This is a genomic window from Bradyrhizobium sp. SK17 (genome assembly GCF_002831585.1).
Taxonomy (GTDB): Bacteria; Pseudomonadota; Alphaproteobacteria; order Rhizobiales; family Xanthobacteraceae; genus Bradyrhizobium.
Genome location: NZ_CP025113.1, coordinates 6,320,289 through 6,344,210, shown reverse-complemented (window position 1 = coordinate 6,344,210; position 23,922 = coordinate 6,320,289). Strand labels below are relative to the sequence as shown.

Annotated in this window: 22 protein-coding genes; 16 read left to right on the top strand and 6 right to left on the bottom strand. The window is 63.9% G+C overall.

What is annotated here, in order from left to right; translation table 11 throughout:
* Nucleotides 1–146 precede the first annotated feature (146 nt).
* Complete coding sequence (locus CWS35_RS29295; RefSeq protein ID WP_100955076.1) at nucleotides 147–2,996, bottom strand: winged helix-turn-helix domain-containing protein; 2,850 nt, start codon at nucleotides 2,994–2,996, stop codon at nucleotides 147–149.
* A 109-nt stretch (nucleotides 2,997–3,105) separates the two neighbouring features.
* Nucleotides 3,106–3,537 carry a hypothetical protein gene (locus CWS35_RS29290; RefSeq protein WP_024582368.1) on the bottom strand — a complete coding sequence of 144 codons (432 nt, stop codon included), beginning with the start codon at nucleotides 3,535–3,537 and terminating at the stop codon, nucleotides 3,106–3,108.
* A gap of 193 nt (nucleotides 3,538–3,730) precedes the next feature.
* On the opposite strand from CWS35_RS29290, the gene CWS35_RS29285 reads away from it, so the two are divergent.
* From CWS35_RS29285 to CWS35_RS29250, 8 genes are all read left to right on the top strand, one after another.
* Nucleotides 3,731–4,555, top strand: coding sequence for an alpha/beta fold hydrolase (locus CWS35_RS29285; protein ID WP_100955075.1), 825 nt, complete (start codon nucleotides 3,731–3,733; stop codon nucleotides 4,553–4,555).
* A 118-nt stretch (nucleotides 4,556–4,673) separates the two neighbouring features.
* Nucleotides 4,674–5,321, top strand: coding sequence for a hydrolase (locus CWS35_RS29280; protein WP_100956774.1), 648 nt, complete (start codon nucleotides 4,674–4,676; stop codon nucleotides 5,319–5,321).
* Between the two features lie 29 nt (nucleotides 5,322–5,350).
* Nucleotides 5,351–5,629: a XapX domain-containing protein gene (locus tag CWS35_RS29275; protein WP_024582365.1), complete on the top strand. Its 279-nt coding sequence runs from the start codon at nucleotides 5,351–5,353 to the stop codon at nucleotides 5,627–5,629.
* Nucleotides 5,626–7,506, top strand: coding sequence for an amidohydrolase (locus CWS35_RS29270; protein ID WP_100955074.1), 1,881 nt, complete (start codon nucleotides 5,626–5,628; stop codon nucleotides 7,504–7,506). The genes CWS35_RS29275 and CWS35_RS29270 overlap by 4 nt, the downstream gene beginning before the upstream one ends.
* A gap of 1 nt (nucleotide 7,507) precedes the next feature.
* Entirely contained in the window at nucleotides 7,508–7,933 is a 426-nt protein-coding gene (locus CWS35_RS29265) for a DoxX family protein (RefSeq protein WP_100955073.1), read from the top strand.
* A 38-nt stretch (nucleotides 7,934–7,971) separates the two neighbouring features.
* On the top strand, nucleotides 7,972–8,871 hold the full coding sequence (locus tag CWS35_RS29260; RefSeq protein ID WP_100955072.1) for a glyoxalase: 900 nt from the start codon (nucleotides 7,972–7,974) through the stop codon (nucleotides 8,869–8,871).
* A 73-nt stretch (nucleotides 8,872–8,944) separates the two neighbouring features.
* Complete coding sequence (locus tag CWS35_RS29255) at nucleotides 8,945–10,354, top strand: alginate export family protein (protein ID WP_100955071.1); 1,410 nt, start codon at nucleotides 8,945–8,947, stop codon at nucleotides 10,352–10,354.
* 9 nt (nucleotides 10,355–10,363) lie between these two features.
* Complete coding sequence (locus tag CWS35_RS29250) at nucleotides 10,364–11,062, top strand: YoaK family protein (RefSeq protein ID WP_100955070.1); 699 nt, start codon at nucleotides 10,364–10,366, stop codon at nucleotides 11,060–11,062.
* Nucleotides 11,063–11,112: 50 nt separating this feature from the next.
* Here CWS35_RS29250 and CWS35_RS29245 read toward each other — a convergent pair whose 3' ends face one another.
* Both CWS35_RS29245 and CWS35_RS39195 read right to left on the bottom strand, forming a co-directional pair.
* The gene (locus CWS35_RS29245; RefSeq protein ID WP_100955069.1) at nucleotides 11,113–12,690 is read right to left on the bottom strand and encodes an efflux transporter outer membrane subunit; all 1,578 of its coding nucleotides are present in this window, start codon (nucleotides 12,688–12,690) and stop codon (nucleotides 11,113–11,115) included.
* A gap of 86 nt (nucleotides 12,691–12,776) precedes the next feature.
* Nucleotides 12,777–12,938 (bottom strand): hypothetical protein, encoded by a 162-nt coding sequence (locus CWS35_RS39195; RefSeq protein ID WP_157817273.1) that lies wholly within the window; start codon nucleotides 12,936–12,938, stop codon nucleotides 12,777–12,779.
* On the opposite strand from CWS35_RS39195, the gene CWS35_RS29240 reads away from it, so the two are divergent.
* From CWS35_RS29240 to CWS35_RS29225, 4 genes are all read left to right on the top strand, one after another.
* Nucleotides 12,925–14,163, top strand: a complete 1,239-nt coding sequence (locus CWS35_RS29240) for an efflux RND transporter periplasmic adaptor subunit (RefSeq protein ID WP_100955068.1) — start codon at nucleotides 12,925–12,927, stop codon at nucleotides 14,161–14,163. The two genes, CWS35_RS39195 and CWS35_RS29240, sit on opposite strands and share 14 nt — an antisense overlap.
* A gap of 62 nt (nucleotides 14,164–14,225) precedes the next feature.
* On the top strand, nucleotides 14,226–17,465 hold the full coding sequence (locus tag CWS35_RS29235) for an efflux RND transporter permease subunit (protein ID WP_100955067.1): 3,240 nt from the start codon (nucleotides 14,226–14,228) through the stop codon (nucleotides 17,463–17,465).
* Nucleotides 17,466–17,543: 78 nt separating this feature from the next.
* Nucleotides 17,544–18,116 carry a hypothetical protein gene (locus CWS35_RS39190; RefSeq protein WP_157817272.1) on the top strand — a complete coding sequence of 191 codons (573 nt, stop codon included), beginning with the start codon at nucleotides 17,544–17,546 and terminating at the stop codon, nucleotides 18,114–18,116.
* Between the two features lie 41 nt (nucleotides 18,117–18,157).
* Nucleotides 18,158–18,556: a hypothetical protein gene (locus tag CWS35_RS29225; protein WP_157817271.1), complete on the top strand. Its 399-nt coding sequence runs from the start codon at nucleotides 18,158–18,160 to the stop codon at nucleotides 18,554–18,556.
* A gap of 31 nt (nucleotides 18,557–18,587) precedes the next feature.
* On the opposite strand, the gene CWS35_RS29220 is transcribed toward CWS35_RS29225, so the two are convergent.
* Entirely contained in the window at nucleotides 18,588–19,193 is a 606-nt protein-coding gene (locus CWS35_RS29220) for a response regulator transcription factor (protein ID WP_100955065.1), read from the bottom strand.
* A 173-nt stretch (nucleotides 19,194–19,366) separates the two neighbouring features.
* Here CWS35_RS29220 and CWS35_RS29215 point away from each other — a divergent pair, with 173 nt between their 5' ends.
* From CWS35_RS29215 to CWS35_RS29205, 3 genes are all read left to right on the top strand, one after another.
* Nucleotides 19,367–20,965 (top strand): ATP-binding protein, encoded by a 1,599-nt coding sequence (locus CWS35_RS29215; RefSeq protein WP_100955064.1) that lies wholly within the window; start codon nucleotides 19,367–19,369, stop codon nucleotides 20,963–20,965.
* Nucleotides 20,966–21,458: 493 nt separating this feature from the next.
* Complete coding sequence (locus CWS35_RS29210) at nucleotides 21,459–21,728, top strand: DUF2312 domain-containing protein (protein ID WP_100955063.1); 270 nt, start codon at nucleotides 21,459–21,461, stop codon at nucleotides 21,726–21,728.
* A gap of 215 nt (nucleotides 21,729–21,943) precedes the next feature.
* Nucleotides 21,944–22,708 (top strand): enoyl-CoA hydratase/isomerase family protein, encoded by a 765-nt coding sequence (locus CWS35_RS29205; RefSeq protein WP_100955062.1) that lies wholly within the window; start codon nucleotides 21,944–21,946, stop codon nucleotides 22,706–22,708.
* Between the two features lie 74 nt (nucleotides 22,709–22,782).
* Here CWS35_RS29205 and CWS35_RS29200 read toward each other — a convergent pair whose 3' ends face one another.
* Complete coding sequence (locus CWS35_RS29200; protein ID WP_024582350.1) at nucleotides 22,783–23,295, bottom strand: hypothetical protein; 513 nt, start codon at nucleotides 23,293–23,295, stop codon at nucleotides 22,783–22,785.
* Nucleotides 23,296–23,604: 309 nt separating this feature from the next.
* On the opposite strand from CWS35_RS29200, the gene CWS35_RS39185 reads away from it, so the two are divergent.
* Complete coding sequence (locus CWS35_RS39185) at nucleotides 23,605–23,790, top strand: hypothetical protein (RefSeq protein ID WP_157817270.1); 186 nt, start codon at nucleotides 23,605–23,607, stop codon at nucleotides 23,788–23,790.
* Nucleotides 23,791–23,922: the final 132 nt, after the last annotated feature.

Sequence of the window (23,922 nt, the reverse complement as noted above, 5' to 3'; positions counted from 1 at the left end):
TCGTCGTGGCCGCCCGGCAGCGAATCGGTAGGTAGAGGTCGACATGCGCTCATCGACCGGCCGCGCTTGTTGTCCTCCGGAACGACCACGGCCCGATCGAGCTCGTTCCCGGGAGGGACGAGCCAGGGAACAGCTTCCGTGTCGCGTCACTCGTTCAGGCCATCAAGGACGGCCCGTGCCCGCCTGAACAGGATGCTCGAGAAGCCTTCCGTCAATTTGCTCATGGTCCCGTGCAGCAAGGACGTTGCTTCCTTGCGTCGTCCATCGAGGTCGAGCAACTGCGCCAGCCGAGTTGCGGCACGCAGCTCATAGGCCAGCGCGCCTTGGCGCTGCGCCAATTCGATCGCATCGCGCAGATAGTCTTCAGCGGATCTGGGGTGCGGTCCGTCGGACGAAGCAAGCACATCGGCGTGGGTTCTCAAGGCCTCCGGCAACCACCAATACATCTCGCAGGCCCTGGTTCGTTCGAGGGATTCGGTCGAAGCCAGGATGGCCTCATCGCTGCGGCCGTCGGACGCAAGGAGCTCGGCGAGATGCCCTAGAAACGGGACGTAGAGGTTCTCGTAGCGAGCCTCGCTCAGCCACGACAATGCCCGGCGCAACAATCGCTCGCCACCCTCCATGTCGCCCGTGAGTGACAGCATTCTGCCTTCGAAGCCCACTCCCGAGTAGTAGTAACTCTGCAAATCATTGTCGTGGGCCACTTCCTGCAAGCGCGCGATTGCGGTGGCGGCTTGCTCGAACTGCTCGAGGAACAGGAACAGGGACGCGCCGCACCACGACAACGCCTGACAGATCGATGTCGGATTTCCGCTTGCTTCCGCTTCGGAATGTGCCGCGATCGATGCCCTGACGGTGCGGTCCAGCAAGCCTTGATGACAGTAGGTCCGCGCGATGACGCATTGTGCGTAAACCGAGTGATTGAGCCCCCAGCGTCCGATCTGCGAGGCGTCGGTATGGGTCCGGAAGTATTCGTGCGCCCTGTGTGCGAATGTCAGGGCCTGCGCGTGATCGCCGTGGAGGAACAGCGAGGCGCTCTTCACGCTGTTGGTCATGGCGACGGCGAGCGGCTCCTCGACCGTCGCCGTCAGTGCTTCGACCGCTTCGGTCGCCGCCAGGGCGCTCTTCAGGTCGCCCCGCCGATGGAAGAAGACGACAAGCCCCATCTGCGCCCTGAGCTGCCATTCCCGGTCGCTGAGCGCTTTTGCAAGTACGACAGATCGATCCAGAGCTTCGCGCGCGAGCCCGGTCATGCCGGTGGTGAACATCACCGACAGGCCAAGCGCCGCCTTGAGGATCATCTCGTTACGACCGCCGAACTCCGCCGGCTCGAGGGCATCGATCGCCCTGGTCGTCCAACCCGTGCATTCCGTCAGCAGTCCATTTTCCAGCCATACCGGTACGGCGCAGGCGGTGAGGTCCACACCGGTCCGCGCGTGGGCAGGTGACGAGAAGGCCCAATTCAGGATGCCGCGCACATTGTCGAGCTCCTGAATCGCGGCCTGAAGCTCCTGAACGCGGCCGGGGCCAGCGGCGCATTTGCGCAGCGCGTCTGCAAGGCAGGACGCGAGGCGGGTGGCAAGTTCGTCCCGCTCCGACGTCTCGAGCAGCTTGGCGAGCGCGAAGGCGCGGGTGATCTCGAGCAGCCGAAATCTGGCGACGTCCGCCCCGATATCGACCGAAAGCAACGACTTGCAAACCAGGTCCGCCAGAATCGACGCCGTGTCGCCTTGCTCCGCCACGGGAACCACCGCGACCGCAGCGTCGAGCGTGAAACTTCCCGCGAAGATACCGAGACAGCGGAGAACATAGCGCTCCCGCTCGCTCAGCAGCTGATAGCTCCATTCGAGTGCGGCCGCGATGGTGCGGTGACGCGCTGGCGTGCCGCGATGGCTCTCCGAGAGCAGATGCATTCGATCGTCGATCCGGCTCGCCAGCCCCTTGACGCCGAACGTGTCGACACGCGCCGCGGCCATTTCAATCGCGAGCGGATTCCCGTCTAGTCTGCGGCAAATCTGTGCGGCGAGGTCCGCATTGGCATCGGTCAGTTCGAAATCATTGACGATGGCTGCCGCGCGCTCAACGAACAGCTGAACCGCAGGATAGCCAAGCACATCCTTTGGGCCAAGGCCGGTGGTTGCCGGAGGAACGTCGAGCGGCGGAAGACGGCAGACCTGCTCGCCCTCGATGCGAAGCGGCTCTCTCGTCGTCGTCAACACCCTGATTCCGGGGGCCGCGCGCAGCAGCTCGGTGATGGCTGCCGCCGCGCCATCGATCAGATGCTCGCAATTGTCGAAGACCAGCAGCATGGTCTTGTAGCGCAACGCCGCAGCCAAGCCCGACAGCACGTCGTTCGATCGAAATTCGGTCGGCAGGGCCGACGTCAACGCGCTGGGTATCAATGATGGACTGGTGATCGATGCGAGGTCGACCAGCCAGACGCCGTGCTCGAATTGCGGCAGCAGCGACTCCGCCAGTCGAAGCGCGACCGAGGTCTTGCCCACGCCGGGCGGGCCGACGACGCTGACGAGGCGGCCTTCCGCCAGCTTGCGCTTCATCGCCTCGAGCACGTCGTTGCGTCCGACCAGCCGAACGATCTGTGCCGGAAGATTATGCGCCTGGCGTGCCGCCGGATTGTCTCCAGCCGGCTGCTCCTCGTCCAGAATGCGTATCGGCGCCACGAAGCGATAGCCGCGGCCCGGACTGTTGACGATGTACTGGTTGGCGGTCTCGTCCTCGCCCAGCGCGCGGCGGAGCGCGGCGACTTGAACCGTGAGGTTCGCATCGACGACATGCGTATCAGGCCAGGCGAGCTCGACGAGCTGGTTCTTTCCGACAAGCTCGCCGGCATGCTCAACGAGTGCGATCAATATCTCGATGGCCTTGCTGCCCAGGCGGACGACGCGGTCGCCCTCGAACAGCGTCCTCTTGGAGGCAGACAGGCGAAACGGCCCGAAAAGATAAGTACGCTCGGACTTGCTGGAGTATTCAGGCATCCGTCAGGCCGTCATTGGCTTCGCAAACTGCTCCATTACGCTGGGGGGCGTATGGTGTCCATCCCGCGCGGGTGATTGGTCCTTGACGGACCCTGAGCGTGAACCGGGATCAACGGGGGTGTTCCCGCTGCACCTGCACCGCCATCGCTTCCCGACGGGCCAGAACCGCGCTCATCGTGATACGTTCGGCCTCGATCGCGGCCAGCATCGCCAGCTCAACGGCAACAGTTGCTGTCTGTTCGATCTGATCGGCGCGGGCATGGAGCTGCGCGGTCTGACGCCTGCCGATCCACCTGGTCACTGTCTCGGGTGCGAACGCCGCGTCTCGCTCGAGGCTTTGCCGCATGATCTCCCGGAGCTCCACGGTGCGCTCCGAACGATCCTTCATCATGGCGCGCAGGGCGTCCAGCCGGGTGGTGAATTCGGGCTGGTTCGCGACCGGGCCACCGGTCAGCAAGCCGTTGATGCCGTTCAGGCAGACCTGAAGTTGAAGGAGGTGCAGACGCAAGTCATCGCCAAGCTGGTGCAGATTGCCGTTCATCGGAGCTCCGTCCGTTGATCGCGCGCAAGTCTTCAGCGGCATCTGGACGCAGCCAAATAAAACTTTCCAAAAAATTCCGCGCAATGGTCGCCTGGCAGGATCGATTTTTTGCAACGATTTATTCGGCGCGGGGAGGCGTCCGCAATAAGAATTCCGCAACAGCGTCCGTGACGGGACACGCGGAGAGCGGCCGATGCCCACGATTACGACCAAGGATCAAGTCGAGATCTTCTACAAGGATTGGGGCTCGGGTCAGCCGATCGTGTTCAGCCATGGCTGGCCGCTGTCGTCCGATGATTGGGACGCGCAGATGATGTACTTCCTCAATCGCGGATTTCGCGTCGTTGCCCATGACCGCCGCGGTCACGGCCGTTCCGCTCAGGTCGCCGATGGCCACGACATGGACCATTATGCCGACGATCTCGCGGCGCTGACCTCCCACCTCGACCTGAAGGACGCCATCCATGTCGGTCATTCCACCGGCGGCGGCGAGGTCGTGCACTACATCGCTCGCCATGGCGAGAGCCGGGTGGCGAAGGCTGCGATCATCGCGGCGGTGCCGCCACTGATGGTGCAGACGCCGAACAACCCTGGCGGCCTGCCCAAAGCGGTGTTCGACGATTTCCAGGCGCAGGTCGCAACCAACCGTTCGGGCTTCTATCGCGATGTCGCCGCTGGACCCTTCTACGGCTACAACCGGCCGGGCGCGAAGCCGTCCGAGGCGGTGATCCAGAACTGGTGGCGGCAGGGCATGATGGGCGGCGCGAAAGCGCATTACGACGGCATCGTCGCGTTCTCGCAGACCGACTTCACAGAGGATCTGAGGAAGATCAACGCGCCGGTGCTGGTGATGCATGGCGACGACGACCAGATCGTGCCCTACGCGGATTCCGGCCCGCTCTCGGCCAAGCTGCTGAAGAACGGCACGCTGAAGACCTACAAGGGCTTCCCGCACGGCATGCCGACCACGGAGGCCGAGACGATCAACGCCGATCTGCTGGCGTTCATCAAGGGCTGACTCAGGACCCCCGGGGAGGATTCGAGATGACGTGGGGCATCCCGACGCCTGTCTTTCTCCAGATCCATGTGGCTCTCAGCCTCGTCGGCTGCGGCCTGATTCTACCAAGGAGACCATGATGTCGAAGCTCGAAATGCTCACCCCGCAGAACAGCGCCATTGCCTTGATCGACTATCAGCCGGCGATGTACCAGGGCGTGCAGTCGCACGACCGGCTGGTGGTGTTCAACAATATCCAGATCCTGGCCAAGACGGCCAAGCTGTTCAAGATTCCGACCGTGCTCACGACGGTGGCCAAGGATACGTTCTCCGGGCCGTTTATGCCCGAAGTCACCGAGCTGTTCCCGAACCACGACATCGTCGATCGCACCTCGATGAACTCCTGGCTCGATGGCGGCTTCCGCAAGGCGGTCGCAGCGACCGGGCGCAAGAAGTTCGTCATCGCCGGCCTCTGGACGGAAGCCTGCGTGATGTTTCCGACGCTCGACATGCTGAGGGAAGGCTACGAGATCTACATCCCGGCGGATGCTTGCGGCGACCTCTCGATCGAGGCGCACAACCGCTCGATGGACCGCGCGGTTCAGGCCGGCGCCATTCCGATCACGTCGTGCCAGTACCTGTTCGAGCTGCAACAGGATTGGGCGCGCCAGGAGACTTACGAAGGCGTCATGGACATCCTGCGTGCGCACTCGCCCTACGGCATCCAGATCCGGTTCTCGAAATGGGCGTTGGGCGAGCACGCGTCCGAAGGCGGCAAAGCTGCCTGAACCAGGGCTAGCTGAAGCGAGACCACGCCATGAAAATGTATCTGCTGTCGTTGGGCGCCGGCCTGCTGGTCGGCGTGATCTACAGTCTGCTCGACGTCCGCTCTCCAGCGCCGCCATTGGTGGCGCTGGTCGGGCTGCTCGGCATCCTGGTCGGCGAGCAGATCATTCCGGTCGGCAAGCAGCTGCTTTCGGGATCGGCTCTGGCCGCGGCATGGACCAAGGAAAACTGTACTTCACACATCTTCGGCGCGCTGCCCGGCCGGCATGGCACGGCGAATGCGGCCGACAAGACGGAGGCGCGCTCATGACGGCAGTGCCGGATTTCATCCTGCATCGCGGACTCTTCACCACGCTCGACCGCGGCAATCCGGCCGCGAGCGCAGTTGCGATCAAGGATGGTGTCTTCATCGCGGTCGGACAGGACCACGACGTGATGAAGCTCGCCGGTCCGGCGACGAAGGTGATCGACCTGCGGGGACGTCGCACCCTGCCAGGACTGATCGACAACCACCTTCACATCATCCGTGGCGGCCTCAACTTCAACATGGAGCTGAGGTGGGACGGCGTTCGGTCACTCGCCGACGCGATGGCGATGCTCAGGAAGCAGGTCGCGATCACCCCGCCGCCACAATGGGTACGGGTCGTCGGCGGTTTCACCGAGCACCAGTTTGCCGAGAAGCGGTTGCCGACCATTGACGAACTCAACGCGGCGGCACCCGACACCCCGGTCTTCATCCTGCATCTCTACGACCGCGCGATGCTGAACGGCGCCGCGCTGCGCGCCGTCGGCTACACCAGGGAGACGCCGGAGCCGCCGGGCGGCGAGATCATGCGCGACGCCAGAGGCAATCCGAGCGGGCTTTTGCTGGCCAAGCCGAACGCCAATATCCTCTATGCGACGCTGGCGAAGGGGCCGAAGCTGCCGTTCGAGTATCAGGTCAATTCGACCCGGCACTTCATGCGCGAGCTGAACCGGCTCGGCGTGACCGGCGCCATCGATGCCGGCGGCGGCTTCCAGAACTATCCGGAGGATTACGCGGTCATCCAGAAGCTGTCGGATGAGGGGCAGCTTACGATCCGGCTGGCCTACAATCTCTTCACCCAGAAGCCGAAGGCCGAGAAGGACGACTTCCTGAACTGGACCAGGACGTCGAAGTACCAGCAGGGCACCGACTATTTCCGCCACAATGGCGCGGGCGAAAATCTGGTGTTCTCGGCGGCCGATTTCGAGGATTTCCGCGTGGCGCGGCCGGACATGCCTCCCGAGATGGAGGGTGAACTCGAGCAGGTGGTCCGCATCCTGGTTCAGAACAAATGGCCGTGGCGGCTGCATGCGACGTATGACGAGACCATCTCGCGCGCCCTCGACGTGTTCGAGAAGGTCAACCAGGACATGCCGCTCGATGGTCTGCACTGGTTCTTCGACCATGCCGAGACCATCTCCGACCAGTCGATCGATCGCATCGCCGCGCTTGGCGGCGGCATCGCCGTGCAGCATCGGATGGCCTATCAAGGCGAATATTTCGTCGAGCGCTATGGCTATGGCGCGGCCGAAGCGACGCCTCCGGTACGGAAGATCATCGACAAGGGCGTCAAGGTGTCGGCCGGTACCGATGCGACGCGCGTCGCCTCCTACAATCCATGGGTCGCGCTCGCCTGGCTGGTCACCGGCAAGACCGTCGGCGGCCTTCGCATCACGCCGCAGCGCAACTGCCTCGACCGCGAGACGGCGCTCCGGATGTGGACCGAGAACGTCACCTGGTTCTCCAACGAGGAGGGCAAAAAGGGGCGCATCGCGGTTGGCCAGTTCGCCGATCTGGTGGTCCCGGATCGGGATTACTTCTCCTGCGCCGAGGCCGAGATCGCTGACACCACCAGCGATCTGACGATCGTCGGCGGCAGGGTGGTCTATGGCGCCGGTGACTTCAAGTCGCTCGACGATGCCGCGCCGCCGCCGGCGATGCCCGACTGGTCACCGGTGCGCACCTTCGGTGGATACGGCGCCTGGGGTGACGCGGACCGGCAGACTTCCGCAGCGTCGCGGATGGCCTTCAGCGCGTGCGGTTGCGCCAGCCAGTGTTCGGTGCATGGTCACGATCATGCCCGCGCCTGGTCGAGCCGGATCCCCGCGTCGGATCTCAAGTCGTTCTGGGGCGCGCTCGGCTGTGCCTGCTGGGCGGTCTGATATGTCCGCTCGCGCCGATACGCCGTCGCTGATCCGCGGCATCCTGGCGTGGCCGGGGCTATGGCCTGCGGTCCGGCTTGCGCTGGTGTCGGCCTATCTGATCGGCGGCTTCACCAAGCTGTTCGATTTCGCGGGCGCGATCGCCGAGCAGGAGCATTTCGGGCTACGTCCCGGCTGGCTCTGGGCGGCCCTTGCCATCATCGTCGAACTCGGCGGCTCGGCGCTGGTGGTGGCCGGGCGCTGGGTCTGGTTCGGCGCGGGTGGCCTTGGCGTGCTGACGTGGATCGCGATGCTGACCGCCAATAATTTCTGGGCCTTGCAGGGCCGAGAGCATTTCATGGCGCTCAACGCGTTCTTCGAGCATCTTGGTCTCATCGCCGGATTGGTCCTGGTCGCGATGACCGCTGTCAAGGACAAGCCGGCGTGAGCCGATCCGATCTCTACACTGCCTCGAGGAGATGTCCCGTGATTTCGTCCAGAACGTTCGCAGCACTGCTGTTCGCCGCATCCCTGTCGCTGCCGCAGGTCGCGTTCGCGCGCGAACCGGCTCCGCACACGGTCTATGGAGTCGGGCCGCAATACGACACCACCCATGTCTATGTCGCGCCCGACGACGTCGACAAATTCGTGGCGAGCTTCCTGGCGACCTTCGGGGGCCAGAGCACCAAGCAGGTGGTCGCGACGGTCACGCCGACGCCGAGCAGCACGACGTCGCAGCTGTTGCAGACACCGGTCGGGACCGTCTCATTGTTCGGGTTCAAAACCCCGATACCCTATCCGTTCGGGGCCGAGCGGACCGGATATCTCGTCACCGACATCGATGCCGCAGTGAAGGCGGCGCGGGCGGCGGGGGCCGACGTGCTGGTCGCGACCTTTCCCGACCCGATCGGGCGCGACGTCGTGATCCAGTGGCCGGGCGGCGTCAACATGCAGCTCTACTGGCATACGACCAAGCCGAACTACGCCGCATTCCAGACCGTGCCGGAAAACCGGGTCTATGTCTCGCCCGACCGCGCCGACGCATTCGTCGGCAGCTTCCTGCGATTCTCGCGCGGCAAGATCGTATCGGACGACAAGAAGGCTTCAGCGACGGAGATCGGACGCCCGAACGAGACCTACCGCCGCATCCGCCTCGAGTCCGTGTTCGGGAAGATGACCGTGATCGTCACCGATGGACACCTCCCTTATCCCTATGGCCGCGAGATGACCGGTTATGAGGTCTCGGATCTCGACGCTGTCATCGGCAAAGCAAAGGCTTCCGGCGCGACGGTTCTGGTCGAACCGTATGTTTCGGATCATCGGCGATCGGTCATGGTCAGCTTTCCGGGCGGCTATGTCGCCGAGATCCACGCCGCCGCAAAGTAGCGGGCTTCGTGCTACCGTGTAGCGGGGGGCAAGCCGCCAGGCTTGCGGTGAGACAGATGACCCGGGCGTGCCGATGGTGAGGGGGAGGACGATCAGCGGCAGCTATGTCGCGCTGGGGTTGGCTGGCTGTCTTCTCGCCAGCCCGGCCGTCGCCGAGGACGCCGCGCCGGCGCGACCAGCGATCGAGATGAACCGCTGGCAGGAGGATTGGTCGGTGCTGGCCAATCCCGCACTGCGAACCGACGTGTTCGACCCGATCAAATACATCCCGCTGTCGCCCTGGGATCCGAAGAGTTTCATTTCACTGGGCCTGACGCTGCGCGAACGATTCGAGCATGTCGACGCGCAGGCGTTCGGCACCTCGGGCAACAAGGCCGACAACTATCTTCTGCAGCGGCTGCAATTCCACGTCGACGTTCATTTCGACGAGCACTGGCAGATGTTCGTGCAGCTCGAGGATGCGCGTGCCTTCGACAAGAACGTCATCTCGCCGGTCGACCAGAACCCGCTCGATCTGCGGTTGGCGTTCCTCGCCTATGTGAATGCGACCGAAGCCGGGACCTTCAAGGCGCGAGTCGGGCGCCAGGACTTCGCCTTCGACTTGCAGCGCTTCGTCTCGTCGCGGGACGGACCGAACGTCCGCCAGTCATTCGATGCCGCCTGGGCGGACTGGGAGACGGGATCGTGGCGCTTCATCGGGTTCGTCAGCCAGCCGGTCCAGTACAACAACATCCAGCCGTTCGACGACACCTCGAACAGCCATTTCCGTTTCCACACGCTGCGCGTCGAGCGGTTGGTGTTCGGGAAGGACGAACTGTCGGCCTATTATTCCTACTACGGGCGCGACAATGTTCGCTTCCTCGACGCCAGCGGTGACGAGAAACGGCACGTGTTCGATGGCCGCTTTGCCGGAAAATGGCAGCAGCTCGACTGGGATCTCGAGGCGATGGGCCAGCTCGGCACGGTCGGCGCCAAGGACATCCGGGCCTGGGGCGTCGGGGCCCGGGCCGGCTATACGTTCGAGCAGACCAGTTGGCAGCCGCGGATTGGTCTCCAGTTCGATGCCGCCTCCGGAGACCATCATCCCGGCGACAACGTGATCGGTACGTTCAATCCGCTGTTTCCCAACGGCTACTACTTCACGCTGGCCGGTTTCACCGGTTATACCAATTTGATCCATCTGAAGCCGTCGCTGACCGTGAAGCCCATTCAAGGTCTGTCCATCATGGCGGCGGCTGGATTGCAGTGGCGCGAAACGACGGCGGATGCGATCTATGTGCAACCGAATATCCCCGTGGCGAATACGGCGGGCACGGGTTCGGCGTGGTCCGGCGTGTACGCCCAACTGCGGGTCGATTATCAATTCGACGCGCATCTCACCGGAGCGATCGAGGCGGTGCACTATAAGGTCGGCGACACCATCCTGCGCGCCGGTGGTCATGACAGCGACTATCTTGGTATCGAGCTCAAATATGCACTTTGAGTGGGACGCATGACCCGAGACTTGTTTCGACCGCTACTGCCGTTGGTGCTGAGCCTCAACGCGGGCTATGTCGACACTGCGGGCTTCCTCGCTTTGCAGGGGTTGTTCACCGCCCACGTCACCGGCAACTTCGTCACGCTTGGCGCGTCGCTGGTGCTCGGCACGTCCGGCGCCGTAGCCAAGCTGCTGGCGCTGCCGGTGTTCTGCCTTGTTGTGATTCTGGCGCGGCTGCTCAGCACCGCGCTGATCCGGCGCCAGTTACCGGCCCTGAAGATCATTCTCGGCGTGAAGTTCGCGTTCCTGGTGATTGGCGCCGCGCTGGCGATCCATTTTGGTCCGTTCACCAACGGCGATGCCATCCCGGCCGTCGTCACCGGCATGGTGCTGGTCGCTGCCATGGCGATCCAGAATGCCGCGCACCGGATTCATCTGGCCAGTGCGCCGCCGTCGACGCTGATGACGGGAACGACGACCCAGATCATGATCGATCTCGCCGACATGTTGCAGGGACCGAAGCCCGAGACCGGGACGCCCGGCGCCCGGCTTGCCCGGATGTCGACCAACATCGTTGCCTTCGCCCTCGGTTGCGCGTCAGCGGCTTTGCTCTATGCGCGGTTCGGCGTCTGGTGCTTCGTGCTTCCACCGGCGCTGGCTTGCGTCAGCCTGTTCCTCCGAATGACGACGGAGGCGGAGAGCCGCAAGACGTAGATGGAAAACCGTGAATGAACGGCATGCTCTTGGGCGCGTCGGAGGGGCATTCATAGTACGCCCGACGCGGGGGCGGCAGCGGCGCGCTTGTGGAAGTCGTCACCCCCGTCGGGGACACGCTTGTCGCCTTGCGCCTCGGCCTCGTCGAAGATGCAGGCACGCCAGTCCGGGGTTGGACAATTGTTCGGCCAGGCGCCGCCGAGCGCCATGAACAGTGCGGCGACATCGGAAAGCCGGGTGGCCTCGGCCTGCACGCGCGTGATCACCGCGTTGAGATAGACCTGCTGGGCAGTCAGCAGCGTCGCCTGGTTGATCAGGCCGGTCACGAGCTGTTTCTGGATCAGCTCGAGACTGTCCTTGGCGGCGAGTTCAGCCTTGATCGCGGCCTGGACCGCCGGGGTGTCGGCTTGCAGGCTGCGCAGGGCGTCGGCGACATTCTGGATCGCGGTGATCACCGCCTGGCGGTACAGCGCGTCGGCCTGGTCGAGCGCCGCCTCGGCTGCCTTCTGCTTGTGGTACAGGGTGAACCCGTCGAAGATCGGCTGCGTTGCGCTTGCCGCCACCGTGTAGAAATAGGTCCCCGGGGTGACGAGCCCGGCAAGCGTGGTCGCCGCGCTGCCCGGGTTGGCCGTGATCGTGAAATTGGGCAGTCGCGCGGCGACCGCAACCCCGACTTGCGCGCTCGCCGAATGCATGAAGGCTTCGGCCGCCCTGACGTCCGGGCGCTGCCTGATCAGCGCCCCGGGCAGGCTGACCGGCAGATTGCGCGGCAGCGCGAGTTGCTTCAGGTCGAACTTCTGCAAGATCTCGTCGGCCGAGAATTGCCCGGCAAGTGCGGTGAGCAGGTCGCGTTGGATCGCGAGCTGCTTCTTGAGGGGCGGCAAGGTCTGCTCGACCTGCGCCAACGCCGCCTGCTGCGCCAGCACATCGGTCATCGCGGCCTGACCGGCACCGAGCTGCTTTTGCAGCAGGTCCAGGATCTCGCGCTCGATCTTGATGATGCGTTCGGTCCCGACGATCTGGCCCCGCAGCGACGCCTCCTGGATCGCAGCGGTGACGACGTTCGCGGTTAGCGCAAGATGGGCGGCCTCGAGCTGGAATTGAGCCTGTTCGGTGAGCGCGTCGAGATTCTCGACGGCGCGGATATTTGCGCCCCAGACGTCGGGGACAAAGCTGATGTTGAGCTGGGCGGTATGCAGGGTGAGGCGCGTCTGGCTCGACGGATCCGACGTCATGTTGTTCGACTGCAACGCGTCGGACGGTGTGTAGTTGATGCCGGCCTGCGGAAAGAACAGGCCGCGCTGCGCCAGCGCGTTGTAGTTCGCGACCCGTATCGCGGCCTCCGCCGCCTGCAAGGTCGGATTGTGGTTGACGGAGAGGCGGATCAGCTCGTTGAGTGGCCTGGAGCGGAAGGTCGCCCACCACCGTGTCGGAATGTCGGCGCCCGGAATGAAGCGCTGGGAGGCGACGTGCGGCGGTTCGGCGGCAGGGTGGGGCGACGTCAGCGGTTCGCGCGTGTAGCGCGCGACGTCCGGCGCCGGCGGTGACACGAAGTTGGGGCCGACCGCGCAGCCGGACAACATCATTGCCGCGAACGGCGCGGCGACCAGACAACGATAGTTCAGCATTGCAACCCCGATCGCCCCGAGCAGGCGATGGCAGCCATGGTGATGCCGCCGCCGCTTCACTCGCATGAGTCAACGAGGCCCGAACGCTAGAGCAGTTGGTTCTGCGCGAAACTGCGACTTGTCACGGCCTGCAATTGGGATTCGTCACAGTGAAATGCCGGAAGCGGCGAGGCATTGTTGGCGGCATTTCCGAACAGGCCGCGCACCGGTGCCGCGGACAGATGGGTCACGCCGATGGCAAACGCCAAGTCCAGAACGATCGTCGCGAGAGTGGTCGCCGGTGCAGTCTGCTTCCTCGCAGGAGCCTACTCCGTCAACTATCTCCAGCACTGGCTGCGGGCCGGGGCCGGACTCGTGAGCCCGGACGCCAACGCCAAGACGGACGCGGCGGGCGTGAAGACCGGCACGACCGACGGTGTCCCGAGCGTCGAGCTCAACAGCAAGCAGATGTCGACGGTCAAGGTGGAGCCGGTGACCGAGCAGGAGTTTCCGGTCGAGAGGACCGCGGTCGGCAGCATCGACTTCAATGAGGACATGACCCTACAGGTCTTCACCCCGTACCAGGGACGCATCCTCGAAGCTTTCGCCAAGGTTGGCGATGACGTGAAGAAGGGCCAGGTGCTGTTCACGATCGACAGCCCCGACCTGCTGTCGGCCAGCTCGACCCTGATCGGGGCGGCCGGCGTGCTCGAACTGACGACGCGGGCGCTCAATCGTCTCAAGCTGCTCTACGAGACCAAGGCGGTCGCGCAGAAAGACCTCGAACAGGCGGTGTCGGACCAGCAGGCGGCCGAAGGCGCGCAGAAGGCGGCGCGCGATGCCGTTCGCATCTTTGGCAAGACCGAGGCCGAGATCGACATGATCGTCAAGGAGCGGCGAGCCGACCCGAAGCTGGTGGTGAAGAGCCCGATCGACGGCCGCATCACCGCGCGCAGCGCTGCACCCGGGCTGTTCGTGCAGCCGGGCAACGCTCCGGCGCCGTTCTCGGTAGCCGACACGTCGACCATGTGGATGCTGGCCAATGTCGCCGAGAGCGACGTCTCGGCGATTCATGTCGGGCAGGACGTCAAGGTCGAGGTGATGGCATACCCCGGCGAAGTCTTCCGCGGCCACATTTCGACGATCAACTCGAATGTCGATCCCAACACGCACCGGATGCTGATCCGCTCCGACATCGAGAATCCGAAGCACGAGCTGCGCTCCGGCATGTTCGCGCGCTTCTCGATCAAGACCGGTGAACCGGTGCGCTCAGTGGCCGTGCCGCTCGGCGGCGTGGTCCGGGAGGGCGACGGGACCATGACCGTGTGGGTCACGACGGACCGCAAGCGCTTCATGCAGCGCATCGTGAAGACTGGGGATCAGAAGGACGGGATGCGTCAGGTCCTCGAAGGCCTTCAGCCGGGCGAACTCGTTGCCACCGATGGCGCGCTGTTCCTGAGCAACATGCTGGCGATCGGGCAGGCCGGCGGCTAGCGCCGCCCGCACTGAATTGCTGCCCACAATACGCGGACGGAAGACATAGGAAGAGGCCTGCGGTGCTCAAGGGAATTCTGACATTTGGTCTGGCGCGCCGCGCGATCGTGCTGCTCGGGCTGCTCGTATTCATCGGCGCCGGCTTTCTGGCGTTCCAGAAACTCAACATCGAGGCTTACCCCAATCCGGCACCGGTCATTCTCGAGATCACGGCGCAGGCTCCGGGCCTCTCGGCCGAGGAAATGGAGCGCTACTATACCGTACCGATGGAGATCGGGCTTTATCCGACGCCGGGCGTCGAGAATATCCGTTCGACCTCGTTCTACGGGCTGACCTTCGTCCGCGTCACGTTCAAATACGGGATCGACTATTACGCGGCCTATACGCAAGCCGCGCTGAGCTTGCAGCAGAACGTCACGCTGCCGCAGAACCAGGTTCCGCAGATCCAGCAATCGAGCCTGACTGGTGAGATTTTCCGCTATCAGATCGTCGGACCGCCGCATTTCGGATTGACCAACCTGCGCACGGTGCAGGACTGGGTGGTGTTGCGCCGGCTGTTCTCGGTGCCCGGCGTCGTTCAGGTCAATTCGTGGGGCGGCACCACCAAGCAGTACAATGTCGACGTCGACCTCCACAAGCTCGACGCCTACAGCATCACGATCCCGCAGATCATCACGGCGCTCGGCAATTCCAACATCAATGTCGGCGGCCGCGAGATCACGGTCGGCCAGCAATCGGTCAACATTCGCGGCCTCGGGTTGATCGATTCCGGCGGCACCGACGACCTGACGCAGGGCTATCGGACCCAGGATGTCGAAAACATCGTGCTGACGCAGCTCAACGGCGTGCCGGTCACGATCAAGGACGTCGCCAAGGTCGCAGTCGGGTTCGTGCCGCGGCTCGGCATCGCCGGCCGCGACCATGAGGACGACGTGGCGCTGTCCATCGTCGTCATGAATCGCACATTGCACACCAACGACGTGTTGCCGAAAGTGCAAGCCGTGGTCGAACAGATGAACCGCGACGGCACCTTGCCGCCCGGCGTCAAGCTCGTGCCCTACTATGATCGGAGTACGCTGGTGTCGGTGACGACCCGTACCGTGGTCCACAACCTCGTCTTCGGCTGCGCGCTGGTATTCCTGATTCAATGGATATTCCTCGGCAATCTGCGCAGCGCCATCATCGTCGGCGTTAACATTCCGTTCGCACTGTTCTTCAGCGTCATCATGCTGGTGCTGATGGGTGAGGACGCCAATCTGTTGTCGGTCGGCGCCGTCGACTTCGGCATCATCGTGGATTCGGCGGTCATCCTGGTCGAGAACGTGTTCCGCAATTTCCAGCAGCGGCCGGAACAGCGGCAGGAAACCCTCGGCTATCTCGCCGATGGAAGGTGGGGCGACGATCCGACCCGCGAGCGGATCGGCGCCACCAATGTCTGGACCGACCGGTTGCGGCTGATCCTTGCCAGCGCGTTGCAGGTCGACATGGCGATCCTGTTTTCCGCGCTGATCACGGTTGCGGCCTTCGTGCCACTTTTCACCATGCAGGGCGTGGAGGGGCAGATCTTCGGACCGATGGCGCGTACCTACGCCTATGCGCTGGCCGGCGCGTTGATCGCGACGTTCACGGTGACGCCGGTTCTTGCCTCTTACCTGCTGCCTGACCAGGTGCACGAGGCCGAGACCATCCTGGTTCGCGTCCTGCGCAAGATTTACGAGCCGGTGCTGCACTGGTCGCTGGCTCACCGCAAGACCATGGTCCTGGTCGGCCTGGTTTTCCTCGGGCTGATCGGATTGATGGGAACGCGGCTCGGCAGCGAATTCCTTCCGCATCTCGAGGAGGGAAATCTCTGGATCCGCGTGGCGATGCCGCCGTCGCTCGGCCTCGATGCCGGCACGCCCGCGACGGCGCGGCTGCGCGAAATCCTGCTCACGCATCCGGAGGTGATCACGGCGGTCACCCAGCATGGCCGCCCCGACAACGGGAGCGACGCCTCGCCGTTCTCCAATGTCGAGATATTCGCGCCGCTCAAGCCGTTCGACCAATGGCCGACCGGTTATACCAAGGAGAAGCTGATCGAGGAGCTGAACAGGGAGTTCACCGACGCCTTGCCGGGAGCGGTGTTCAACTTCTCGCAGTACATCCAGGACAACATCGAGGAGGCGATCTCCGGCGTGAAGGGCGCCAATTCGGTCAAGATCCTCGGGCCCAATCTCGCCGTCCTCGAGCAGTTGGCCACCCAGGTCCAGGCCGAGATGGAGAAGGTCCGCGGCGTGACCGATCTCGGCGTCTTCCACGTGCTCGGCCAGCCCAATCTCAACATCAAGATCGATCGCGAGAAGACCATGCGATACGGGCTCAACACCGGCGACGTCAACACGGTGGTGCAGGCGGCGCTTGGCGGCACCCAGGCGACGACGCTGCTCGAGGGCGATCGTCAATTCCCGGTCTCCGTCCGTCTCGATCACGACTACCGCGACAGCCTCGAATCGGTCGGTGACATCAAGGTCGGCTACAGCACGGCGAGCGGCGCCAACGCCTATATCCCGCTGCGCGAGCTCGCCACCATCTCGCTCGATACCGGTGCCTCCTACATCTATCACGAGACCAGCACGCGCTTCCTTCCCATCAAGTTCAGCGTCCGTGGCCGCGACCTCGGCGGCACGGTCGCGGAAGCGCAGGAGCGGATCGCAAAGAACGTCGCGCTGCCGGTCGGCTATCGCATCGTCTGGGCCGGTGAGTTCGAGGATCTCGAACTCGCCAAGAAGCGGCTGGAATTCGTGGTGCCGATCAGCCTGCTGATCATCCTTGTGCTGCTCTACGGCCTGTTCAACTCGTTGCGGGACAGCCTGCTGGCCCTGGCCGGCATTCCCTTTGCCATCGCCGGCGGCATCGTCGCGCTTTACGTGTCCGGCCTCGACTTCAGCATCTCGGCCGCGATCGGCTTCGTCTCGCTGTTCGGCGTGTCGGTGATGGATGGGATCCTGATGATCACCTACTACAACCAGGTTCTGGCCGGCGGCATGCCGCGGGTCGAGGCGATGTTCCATGCGGCGACCCAGCGCATGCGGCCGATGCTGATGACTGCGATGTCGGCCTGCATCGGCCTGCTGCCCGCGGCGATCTCGTCGGGAATTGGCAGCCAGGTGCAGCGCCCGCTGGCAACCGTCGTGGTCGGCGGCATGCTGATCGGGCCGATCATGCTGCTCGTGGTCGTGCCGGCGCTTCGGATGATGTTCCTCGGCCGCGAGGGCGAGGCGGAGGGCGCAGGCGGCGCGCAGAACCTGGCGCCGGCCGAGTGATCGGGTGGCGCTGTCGTGTGGCTTGAGGAGATCGTCATGAGAGCGAGTTCATCCCTGTTGATCATACTGGCCCTGACAATGACTGAGCCGGCTATCGCGCAGGACGCCGGCGGAGCGACGACGGCGGCCTCGGGCTCCGGTCAGGGCGGCGGTGGGACCTCCGCAGGCGGCGGTTCGGCGTCGCCGACCGGCGGCTCAGGCACCGCGTCGACAGGCGATGCGGCGAAACCCGACAGGGGGAGCGCGAAAGGTGGCAGCGTTGACGTCGACACGGCGTTTGCCCCAAAGGGCAAGAGCGCAAAAGGCGCGACGCCAATCAGCCCCGTCAGGTTGCCGGTCGCTGCTCCCGCTGCGGTTGCCGCGAAGCCGCGGCCGGTCGGCAAGCCGCAGGTCCCGGCTGCGAACGCGGTGGCCGTAGCGTCCCCGGCTGGCGCCGCGGCAGCGATCAAGCAGGGAGCCGGCCTCCCGTCCGCGAAGGTGCCGTCAGCCACCCGCGCGCCAAGCCCTTCCGCATCGGCTGGCGTCGGCACGCCGGGCATCAGCGGAACGGACCTGATGCGACCTGCCGCAAGGACTGCGGCGGTGGGCAGCTTGCCGAAGGGCGCCACCGGCGCCCTCAGCGGGAGCAGCTTCTCGCCCAGGCATCCCTGAAGATCCGGCAATGAACCAATGTATCGATCGGGTGATCGGCAATGAGCGGGGCTTCGTCGCGGAGGAGGTCGGTCGTGCCTAACCAACAATCCGGAACGACGTCGCCGGCGATGGAGCGGGGGCATCAGGAGAAGATCCGTGAAATCCTCCGTCTCGAACTGGAATGCGCCGCCGATGCGTCGTTGCGGAAAGGCAATCTGACTGCCGCCAGGATTCTCCGGAAGCTTGCCGAGAGCACCCGGCATGTCGAGGTGCGGGCGCTCTATGCCTACGCACAGTTACTGGACGACATCACGGCCCCAGCTGCCTCCTCGGACGAACTGCGCAAGATCGGCGGCGATTGGCTTCCGGCCACCGCCACCGAATATGTCGAGCGGCTCGTGTCAGTCCGACAGGCAGGCGGACAGGCGAGCGGGACGAGGGGGAAGCAACCGCCGTGAATGCCGCGATCACTGGATCGGGATCGGCAGCTCAAGGCTCGATCAGCCGCCCCGTGACTGCCTTGATCGCGGCCTGCGTCCGGGTCGCGACCCCGAGCTTGATCCGCGCGTTGTCGACGTGAAAATCGACCGTCCGCTTGCTCAGTCCGACGATCTTGGCGATTTCGGCCGAGGTCTTGCCGCGCGCCACCCAGGTCAGGGTCTCGATCTCGCGGTCGTTCAACTGCGCCTCCTTGGCCCAGACATCGGTTCGCGCGACGTGCGATAGCCGTGCGTTGATGATCGACGCCAGGATATCGAAATCGATCGGCTTGGTGACATAGTCGTCGGCGCCGAGCTCGCGTCCCTTCAACTCGTTGCGGCGATCGGTCAGGGCGGTGAGGAAGACGAAGGGCATGTTGTTGAAGCGGGGCGCGATCTTGGTCAAGTGCTCGAGCACTTCGAAGCCCGACATCACCCGCATGTTGATGTCGCTCAGCACCAGGTCGGGCATCGTCTTGAAGATGGCGGCAAAGCCTTCCCCGCCGTCATAGGCCAGGGTGACCTCGAAACCGCGCTCGAGCAGCTCCTCGGCGATCAGGGCTGCGGTCTCGCGATCGTCCTCGATGCACAGAATCTTCTTCTTGGTGTCCGCCATACTTCGCCTCTGGCCCGGAACAGCTCGAACAGGCTCGCCGCAGCCTTAAAATGTATCCCGGAACGAGGCAAATGTGATAAATCACAGTAGCGGCCATGCGTGAAAGCCTGTGATGAAATTCCCACAAGTTCGGATGGATTGGCCGCAGAGCCGGTGATCGCACCCAGGGTCACATGATGCGCAGGCGTTCGCTCAACTACCTCCTTTCCCTGGTATTTCTGTTCTTTTTCCTGCTGATCACGGCGTTGGGCCTGTTCAGCATCGAACGTCTGGGCGAGTTCAACCGGGCGTCGGCGGACGTCCGGGACGTCTGGCTGCCCAGCACGCGCGCGATCGGGGACCTCAACAACTTCACGTCGGACTTCCGCGCCGCGGAGGGGCGTTATCTGTTGTCCGCGAGCCACGAGGCGGGGTCGAGCAAGAAGGAGATCGAGAGCCTCGGGCGGGCCGTCGAGCAGGCCGAGAAGGACTACGAAAGTCTCCGCAAGTTGCCGGCTGCGGCCGAGCTCTACGCCAAATTCAAGGAAGGCTGGACGGCCTATCGCGGCATCGTGGACGAGGTCCTCGAGCTCTACGAGACCGGACAGGTGTCGGAAGCCGTCAACCTTTACCGGACGACCTCGCAATCCACCTTCGACGCGAGCAGTGATGCGCTGGACCGCGTCACCCGTCTCAACGTCGCAAGCGCGGCCGCCGCCAGCGACGAGGCCGACGCCGCATACAGGAATTCGCGCGCGCTGATCCTCGTCGCGATGGGTATTGCAGCGGTCCTGATCATGGCGGCGCTGTTCTACGTGAAGCGCTACGTCTCGAAGCCGCTGCTGGAACTTGCCGGCGGCATGCGCCAGCTCGCGGGCAACGACACCGACATCGAAATTCGCGGGGCGGAGCGGATCGACGAGATCGGCGAAATGGCCCGCGCGCTCGTCGTGTTTCGCACCAATGCGATCGAGCTGATGCTGAGCCAGCGTTCGCTGTCGCAGCAGGCAACCATGCTGGAGGAACGGCTGGCACAGGAGCAGCGGCTGAACCAGCTACAGCAGGATTTCGTGTCGATGGCCTCGCACGAATTCCGCACGCCGCTGACCGTGATCGACGCGCAGGCGCAGCGTCTGGCCAAGACCAGTCAGGTGACGACGGGCGCGGAGATCGCCGAGCGCGCCGGCAAGATCCGCAAGGCGGTGCTGCGGATGACCACGGTGATCGACAAGCTGCTCAACTCCTCGCGCCTCGTCGATGGCGATACCCAGCTTTACTTCCACCCTGTCGAGATCGACCTTCGCGTGATCCTCGATGAGGTCTGCCAGCTCCATCGCGATGTCGCTGCGCAGGCAAACATCCATCAGGCGCTTGGCGCCACGTCGCTGCCAGTGCTCGGCGATGCCAAGCTGCTGTTCCAGATGTTCGGGAACCTGATCTCCAATGCCCTGAAGTATTCTCCCGACGGCAGCCTGATCGAAGTCGCCGTTGCAATCGAAGGCGACCATGTCGCGATCGTCGTCCGCGACCATGGCATGGGCATTCCCAGGAAAGACATTGCGAGCGTGTTCGACCGTTACACGCGCGGCAGCAATGTGTCCGGAATCGTCGGCACCGGCGTCGGCCTCTATCTGGTCAAGATCGTTGCCGAGCTGCATGGCGGAAGCGTCGGCGTCGAGAGCAAGGAGGACGAGGGGTCCTGTTTCACGATCCTTCTGCCGCTCTCGCGTGTGGTCAAACCGCGGCGTCTGGCCAGATCGCAGCTCGCCGCCGCCGAACCGGACCACACTTGAGAGACGGATTCTTGAAGTAGCGGACATAGCAATCCCAGCTGACGAGGAGGCCGGCCTCGTGTCCCGCTTTCGCGAACCGCTCGAATCTCCGAAGCTCCGCCTTCTCGGATTTCATCTGTCGTTTCCTGCGCGACTTTCCCATCGGTGTGGCCCCGGTTTCTGGATGGGCATGGGCTGGCTGCGTAGCCGGAACCGGCCGCGGGCTTTGCCACGGTCGTCGATCGTGCAGCGATTGATCGATTAGGCGGCGAACAAATGCCGCCGTAAACTGTGACAATTGCCGTCCAACCGCTGGATTTGTGACAGTCGCGCTGGTGCGTCTAGCGCTTCCTGACAGGTCGCAAGGTCTTGTCGATCGCTGGCTGATCGCATCGACGATGCCAAGAGAACGGTACGTCTCCGCGCGGGCTGATCGCGACAGCAGACCCGCAGCTTAAGACATTGGTTATCACTTTGCTTTCAATTTCACGACCTCATTCAGCAAAGAGGCACCATGTCTGACATCACCATTCCCGGCGGAAAAATTCGTTCCTTCATCGAACGGATCGAGAATCTGGACGCGGAACTACTGGAACTGAACGAGCAGAAGAAGGAAGTGTTTTCGGAAGCCAAGGGCGAAGGCTTCGACGTCAAGATCCTCAAGGAGATCGTCAAGCTGCGAAAGCAGGATCAGGACGAACGCGACGAGCGCGAATCGCTGCTCGATCTCTACATGCGCGCCATGGAAACGGCGCCAGTGGACAAGGCTGCGAAGGCGGCTTGAGCTCCGAAGGCCGCGTTGTCGGCCACAGCCGGAGTGCCTCTCACTCCGGCTGTGGCCGGCGCATGATGCTCGCGATCGAGCACGGCTTCCGGACTGAATCTATTGAACCTCCGGGGTGGTTCGGTCAGGATGTTCGTGGTCGGCTTCAGGATGGTGGACAGCTACCGTTCAATGGCCGCGGACCGAGCTTTTGAATTTGCACCGGAGAATGCCAGATGAATCCCAGCGCTTCGAATGCTGATGCGCTTGTCATGCGCGATGACCATGATGGCTGGGCACAGCTCACGCTGAATCGGCCCGACAAGCTGAACGCGCTGACGGTCGACCTTTTCAGGGAGCTGCGAGAGCACGTCGCCGCTCTCGGTGATGATGAACGCATTCGCTGCGTGGTGTTGCGAGGCGCCGGGAAATGCTTCTCGGCCGGACACGACCTCGCGGATATCGGCGCCGGCGAGAAGCCTCCTTCAAAGGGATGGCATAGCGAGACGCTGCGGTTACTGGAGAGGTTGCCGAAGCCGGTGGTCGCCGCCGTGCATGGTCATTGCTACACCGGGGCGCTAGAAGTGGCTTTGGCTTGCGATTTCATTGTCGCCGCCGACAACGCCCGCTTTGGCGATACCCACGCGAAGTGGGCCCTGACGCCAGTCTGGGGCATGAGCCAGCGCCTACCGCGGCGCGTAGGCGTCGCAACCGCCAAACGACTGATGTTCACCGCTGACATGATCGACGCGTCCGAGGCCGTGCGCATCGGGTTGGCTGAATTTATTGTCCCGATCGATCGTTTCGACGCGGAGATCCAATCGCTCGCAGAGCGCATCGCGCAGAACTCGGCGTTTTCCCACGCCGCGAACAAGAGCCTGCTTGATGCAACGGACGGCCTGCCGCTCGACGCGGGCCTGCAATGGGAAATCCTGGAGAGCCGGGGCCGTGGCCCCGATATGCAGGAACGTATCGCAGCCTTTAAGAACAAATCCGGGTAATTCGGGTTGGCTCTTGGAGCCTGCTTCGATGTCCTGTGTCGTAGCCCTCCGATTCCATCGGAACGGGAAAGGCGCTAGTTGAGCGGAGCGCCGCCGGTCGAAATCGGGCCTGCCGGCTTCGGGGCGCGAGCGGCCGGCGGTTTCCTCGGCTTCGGGGCGGCCTGCGCGACAGGGGGGCGCTGCGGCTCGGCGGCGACCGGTGCCGCCGGCGCCATGGCCGGAGCGGAACGTTGCAGTGCGTCGACTTTCGAGGTCAGGGCAGCCAGTTGGTCGACGATCGTCTTCAACTGCTCCTGCTGGTCCGCGACCGCCCGGCCGAGTGTGGCGAGATCTGCTTCAACCTTCTGGTGGCTCGCGAGCAGGTCCGGCAGCGCCTCCTTGTCGCCCGCGGCCGTGTCCTTGCCTGCCGCCTCCCGGCCGAGAGAGGGGACCACCATCGCAATTTCGGGCCAGGCGTAGACGGCGCCCGCGCCTGCGAGGCCAAGGACGATCAACAACAGCAGGACCCATGGCCAACGGCGGCGGGGCGTGGCCAAGGGAGTTGACGGCGAATGGCCTTGCCATGCCTGGTCAGAATCGTTGCTCATGAAAGCTTCCTAGTCGCCCTCGCCAGCCGTTGCAATCGATGTGCAAGGCGGTCGGTGGAATGCAAAATGCCGACAGCCGCAACAGTGGTAAATCAAATGGGCATTCAAATAGATTCGATGATCCCCTGTATACGCGGTTCGGGGCAGGCGAGGGAGACTATTGTTTGCGGAAAGCGGAAAAGCGGCCGCGCGGGAGGCGGGGGATCTTCTGATCGCGATGGCTTGCAACCTGCCATCGAGCCGTCGATCGCCGATGAGCGCGATGCGCGCGTCGGACCATTCCGTGCCTGAATTGTGCGGACATTCGCGATGACTGCACCGTTCACCGCGGTGAACCTTCGCGAAGCCGCCGCTCCGCCCTTGCACCGCTGCGTGCCGCAGGCGGAGATTTCAGATGTGGTGCGGTCGGGGCGGCTCGCCGACCCGACCCCGCGCTGCGTGATTGCAGCAGCGGCAGTGGCGATCCCCGTGCGGATTGGATCACTCATGTCCTGAGCAGGACCGGCTCTTTCCGCGCCGCTGAATAGCGACCTTGCCCGAATTCGAGCGCCCGGCAGCGCGATCTCCCATTGACAGGGTCTCCAAGGTGATAGAATTATAACACAATAAGTTGTAAAAATAACACGA

Bases quoted from the DNA above. Each gene is read 5' to 3' on its own strand.
- CWS35_RS29290 (WP_024582368.1), bottom strand. From the start codon at position 3,537: ATGAACGGCAATCTGCACCAGCTTGGCGATGACTTGCGTCTGCACCTC.
- CWS35_RS29255 (WP_100955071.1), top strand. From the start codon at position 8,945: ATGGTGAGGGGGAGGACGATCAGCGGCAGCTATGTCGCGCTGGGGTTG.
- CWS35_RS29280 (WP_100956774.1), top strand. From the start codon at position 4,674: ATGTCGAAGCTCGAAATGCTCACCCCGCAGAACAGCGCCATTGCCTTG.
- CWS35_RS29245 (WP_100955069.1), bottom strand. From the start codon at position 12,690: ATGCTGAACTATCGTTGTCTGGTCGCCGCGCCGTTCGCGGCAATGATG.
- CWS35_RS29220 (WP_100955065.1), bottom strand. From the start codon at position 19,193: ATGGCGGACACCAAGAAGAAGATTCTGTGCATCGAGGACGATCGCGAG.
- CWS35_RS29240 (WP_100955068.1), top strand. From the start codon at position 12,925: ATGGCAAACGCCAAGTCCAGAACGATCGTCGCGAGAGTGGTCGCCGGT.
- CWS35_RS29210 (WP_100955063.1), top strand. From the start codon at position 21,459: ATGTCTGACATCACCATTCCCGGCGGAAAAATTCGTTCCTTCATCGAA.
- CWS35_RS29250 (WP_100955070.1), top strand. From the start codon at position 10,364: ATGACCCGAGACTTGTTTCGACCGCTACTGCCGTTGGTGCTGAGCCTC.
- CWS35_RS39190 (WP_157817272.1), top strand. From the start codon at position 17,544: ATGACTGAGCCGGCTATCGCGCAGGACGCCGGCGGAGCGACGACGGCG.
- CWS35_RS29270 (WP_100955074.1), top strand. From the start codon at position 5,626: ATGACGGCAGTGCCGGATTTCATCCTGCATCGCGGACTCTTCACCACG.
- CWS35_RS29275 (WP_024582365.1), top strand. From the start codon at position 5,351: ATGAAAATGTATCTGCTGTCGTTGGGCGCCGGCCTGCTGGTCGGCGTG.
- CWS35_RS39185 (WP_157817270.1), top strand. From the start codon at position 23,605: ATGACTGCACCGTTCACCGCGGTGAACCTTCGCGAAGCCGCCGCTCCG.
- CWS35_RS29285 (WP_100955075.1), top strand. From the start codon at position 3,731: ATGCCCACGATTACGACCAAGGATCAAGTCGAGATCTTCTACAAGGAT.
- CWS35_RS29205 (WP_100955062.1), top strand. From the start codon at position 21,944: ATGAATCCCAGCGCTTCGAATGCTGATGCGCTTGTCATGCGCGATGAC.
- CWS35_RS29215 (WP_100955064.1), top strand. From the start codon at position 19,367: ATGATGCGCAGGCGTTCGCTCAACTACCTCCTTTCCCTGGTATTTCTG.
- CWS35_RS29265 (WP_100955073.1), top strand. From the start codon at position 7,508: ATGTCCGCTCGCGCCGATACGCCGTCGCTGATCCGCGGCATCCTGGCG.
- CWS35_RS29200 (WP_024582350.1), bottom strand. From the start codon at position 23,295: ATGAGCAACGATTCTGACCAGGCATGGCAAGGCCATTCGCCGTCAACT.
- CWS35_RS29225 (WP_157817271.1), top strand. From the start codon at position 18,158: ATGAGCGGGGCTTCGTCGCGGAGGAGGTCGGTCGTGCCTAACCAACAA.
- CWS35_RS29295 (WP_100955076.1), bottom strand. From the start codon at position 2,996: ATGCCTGAATACTCCAGCAAGTCCGAGCGTACTTATCTTTTCGGGCCG.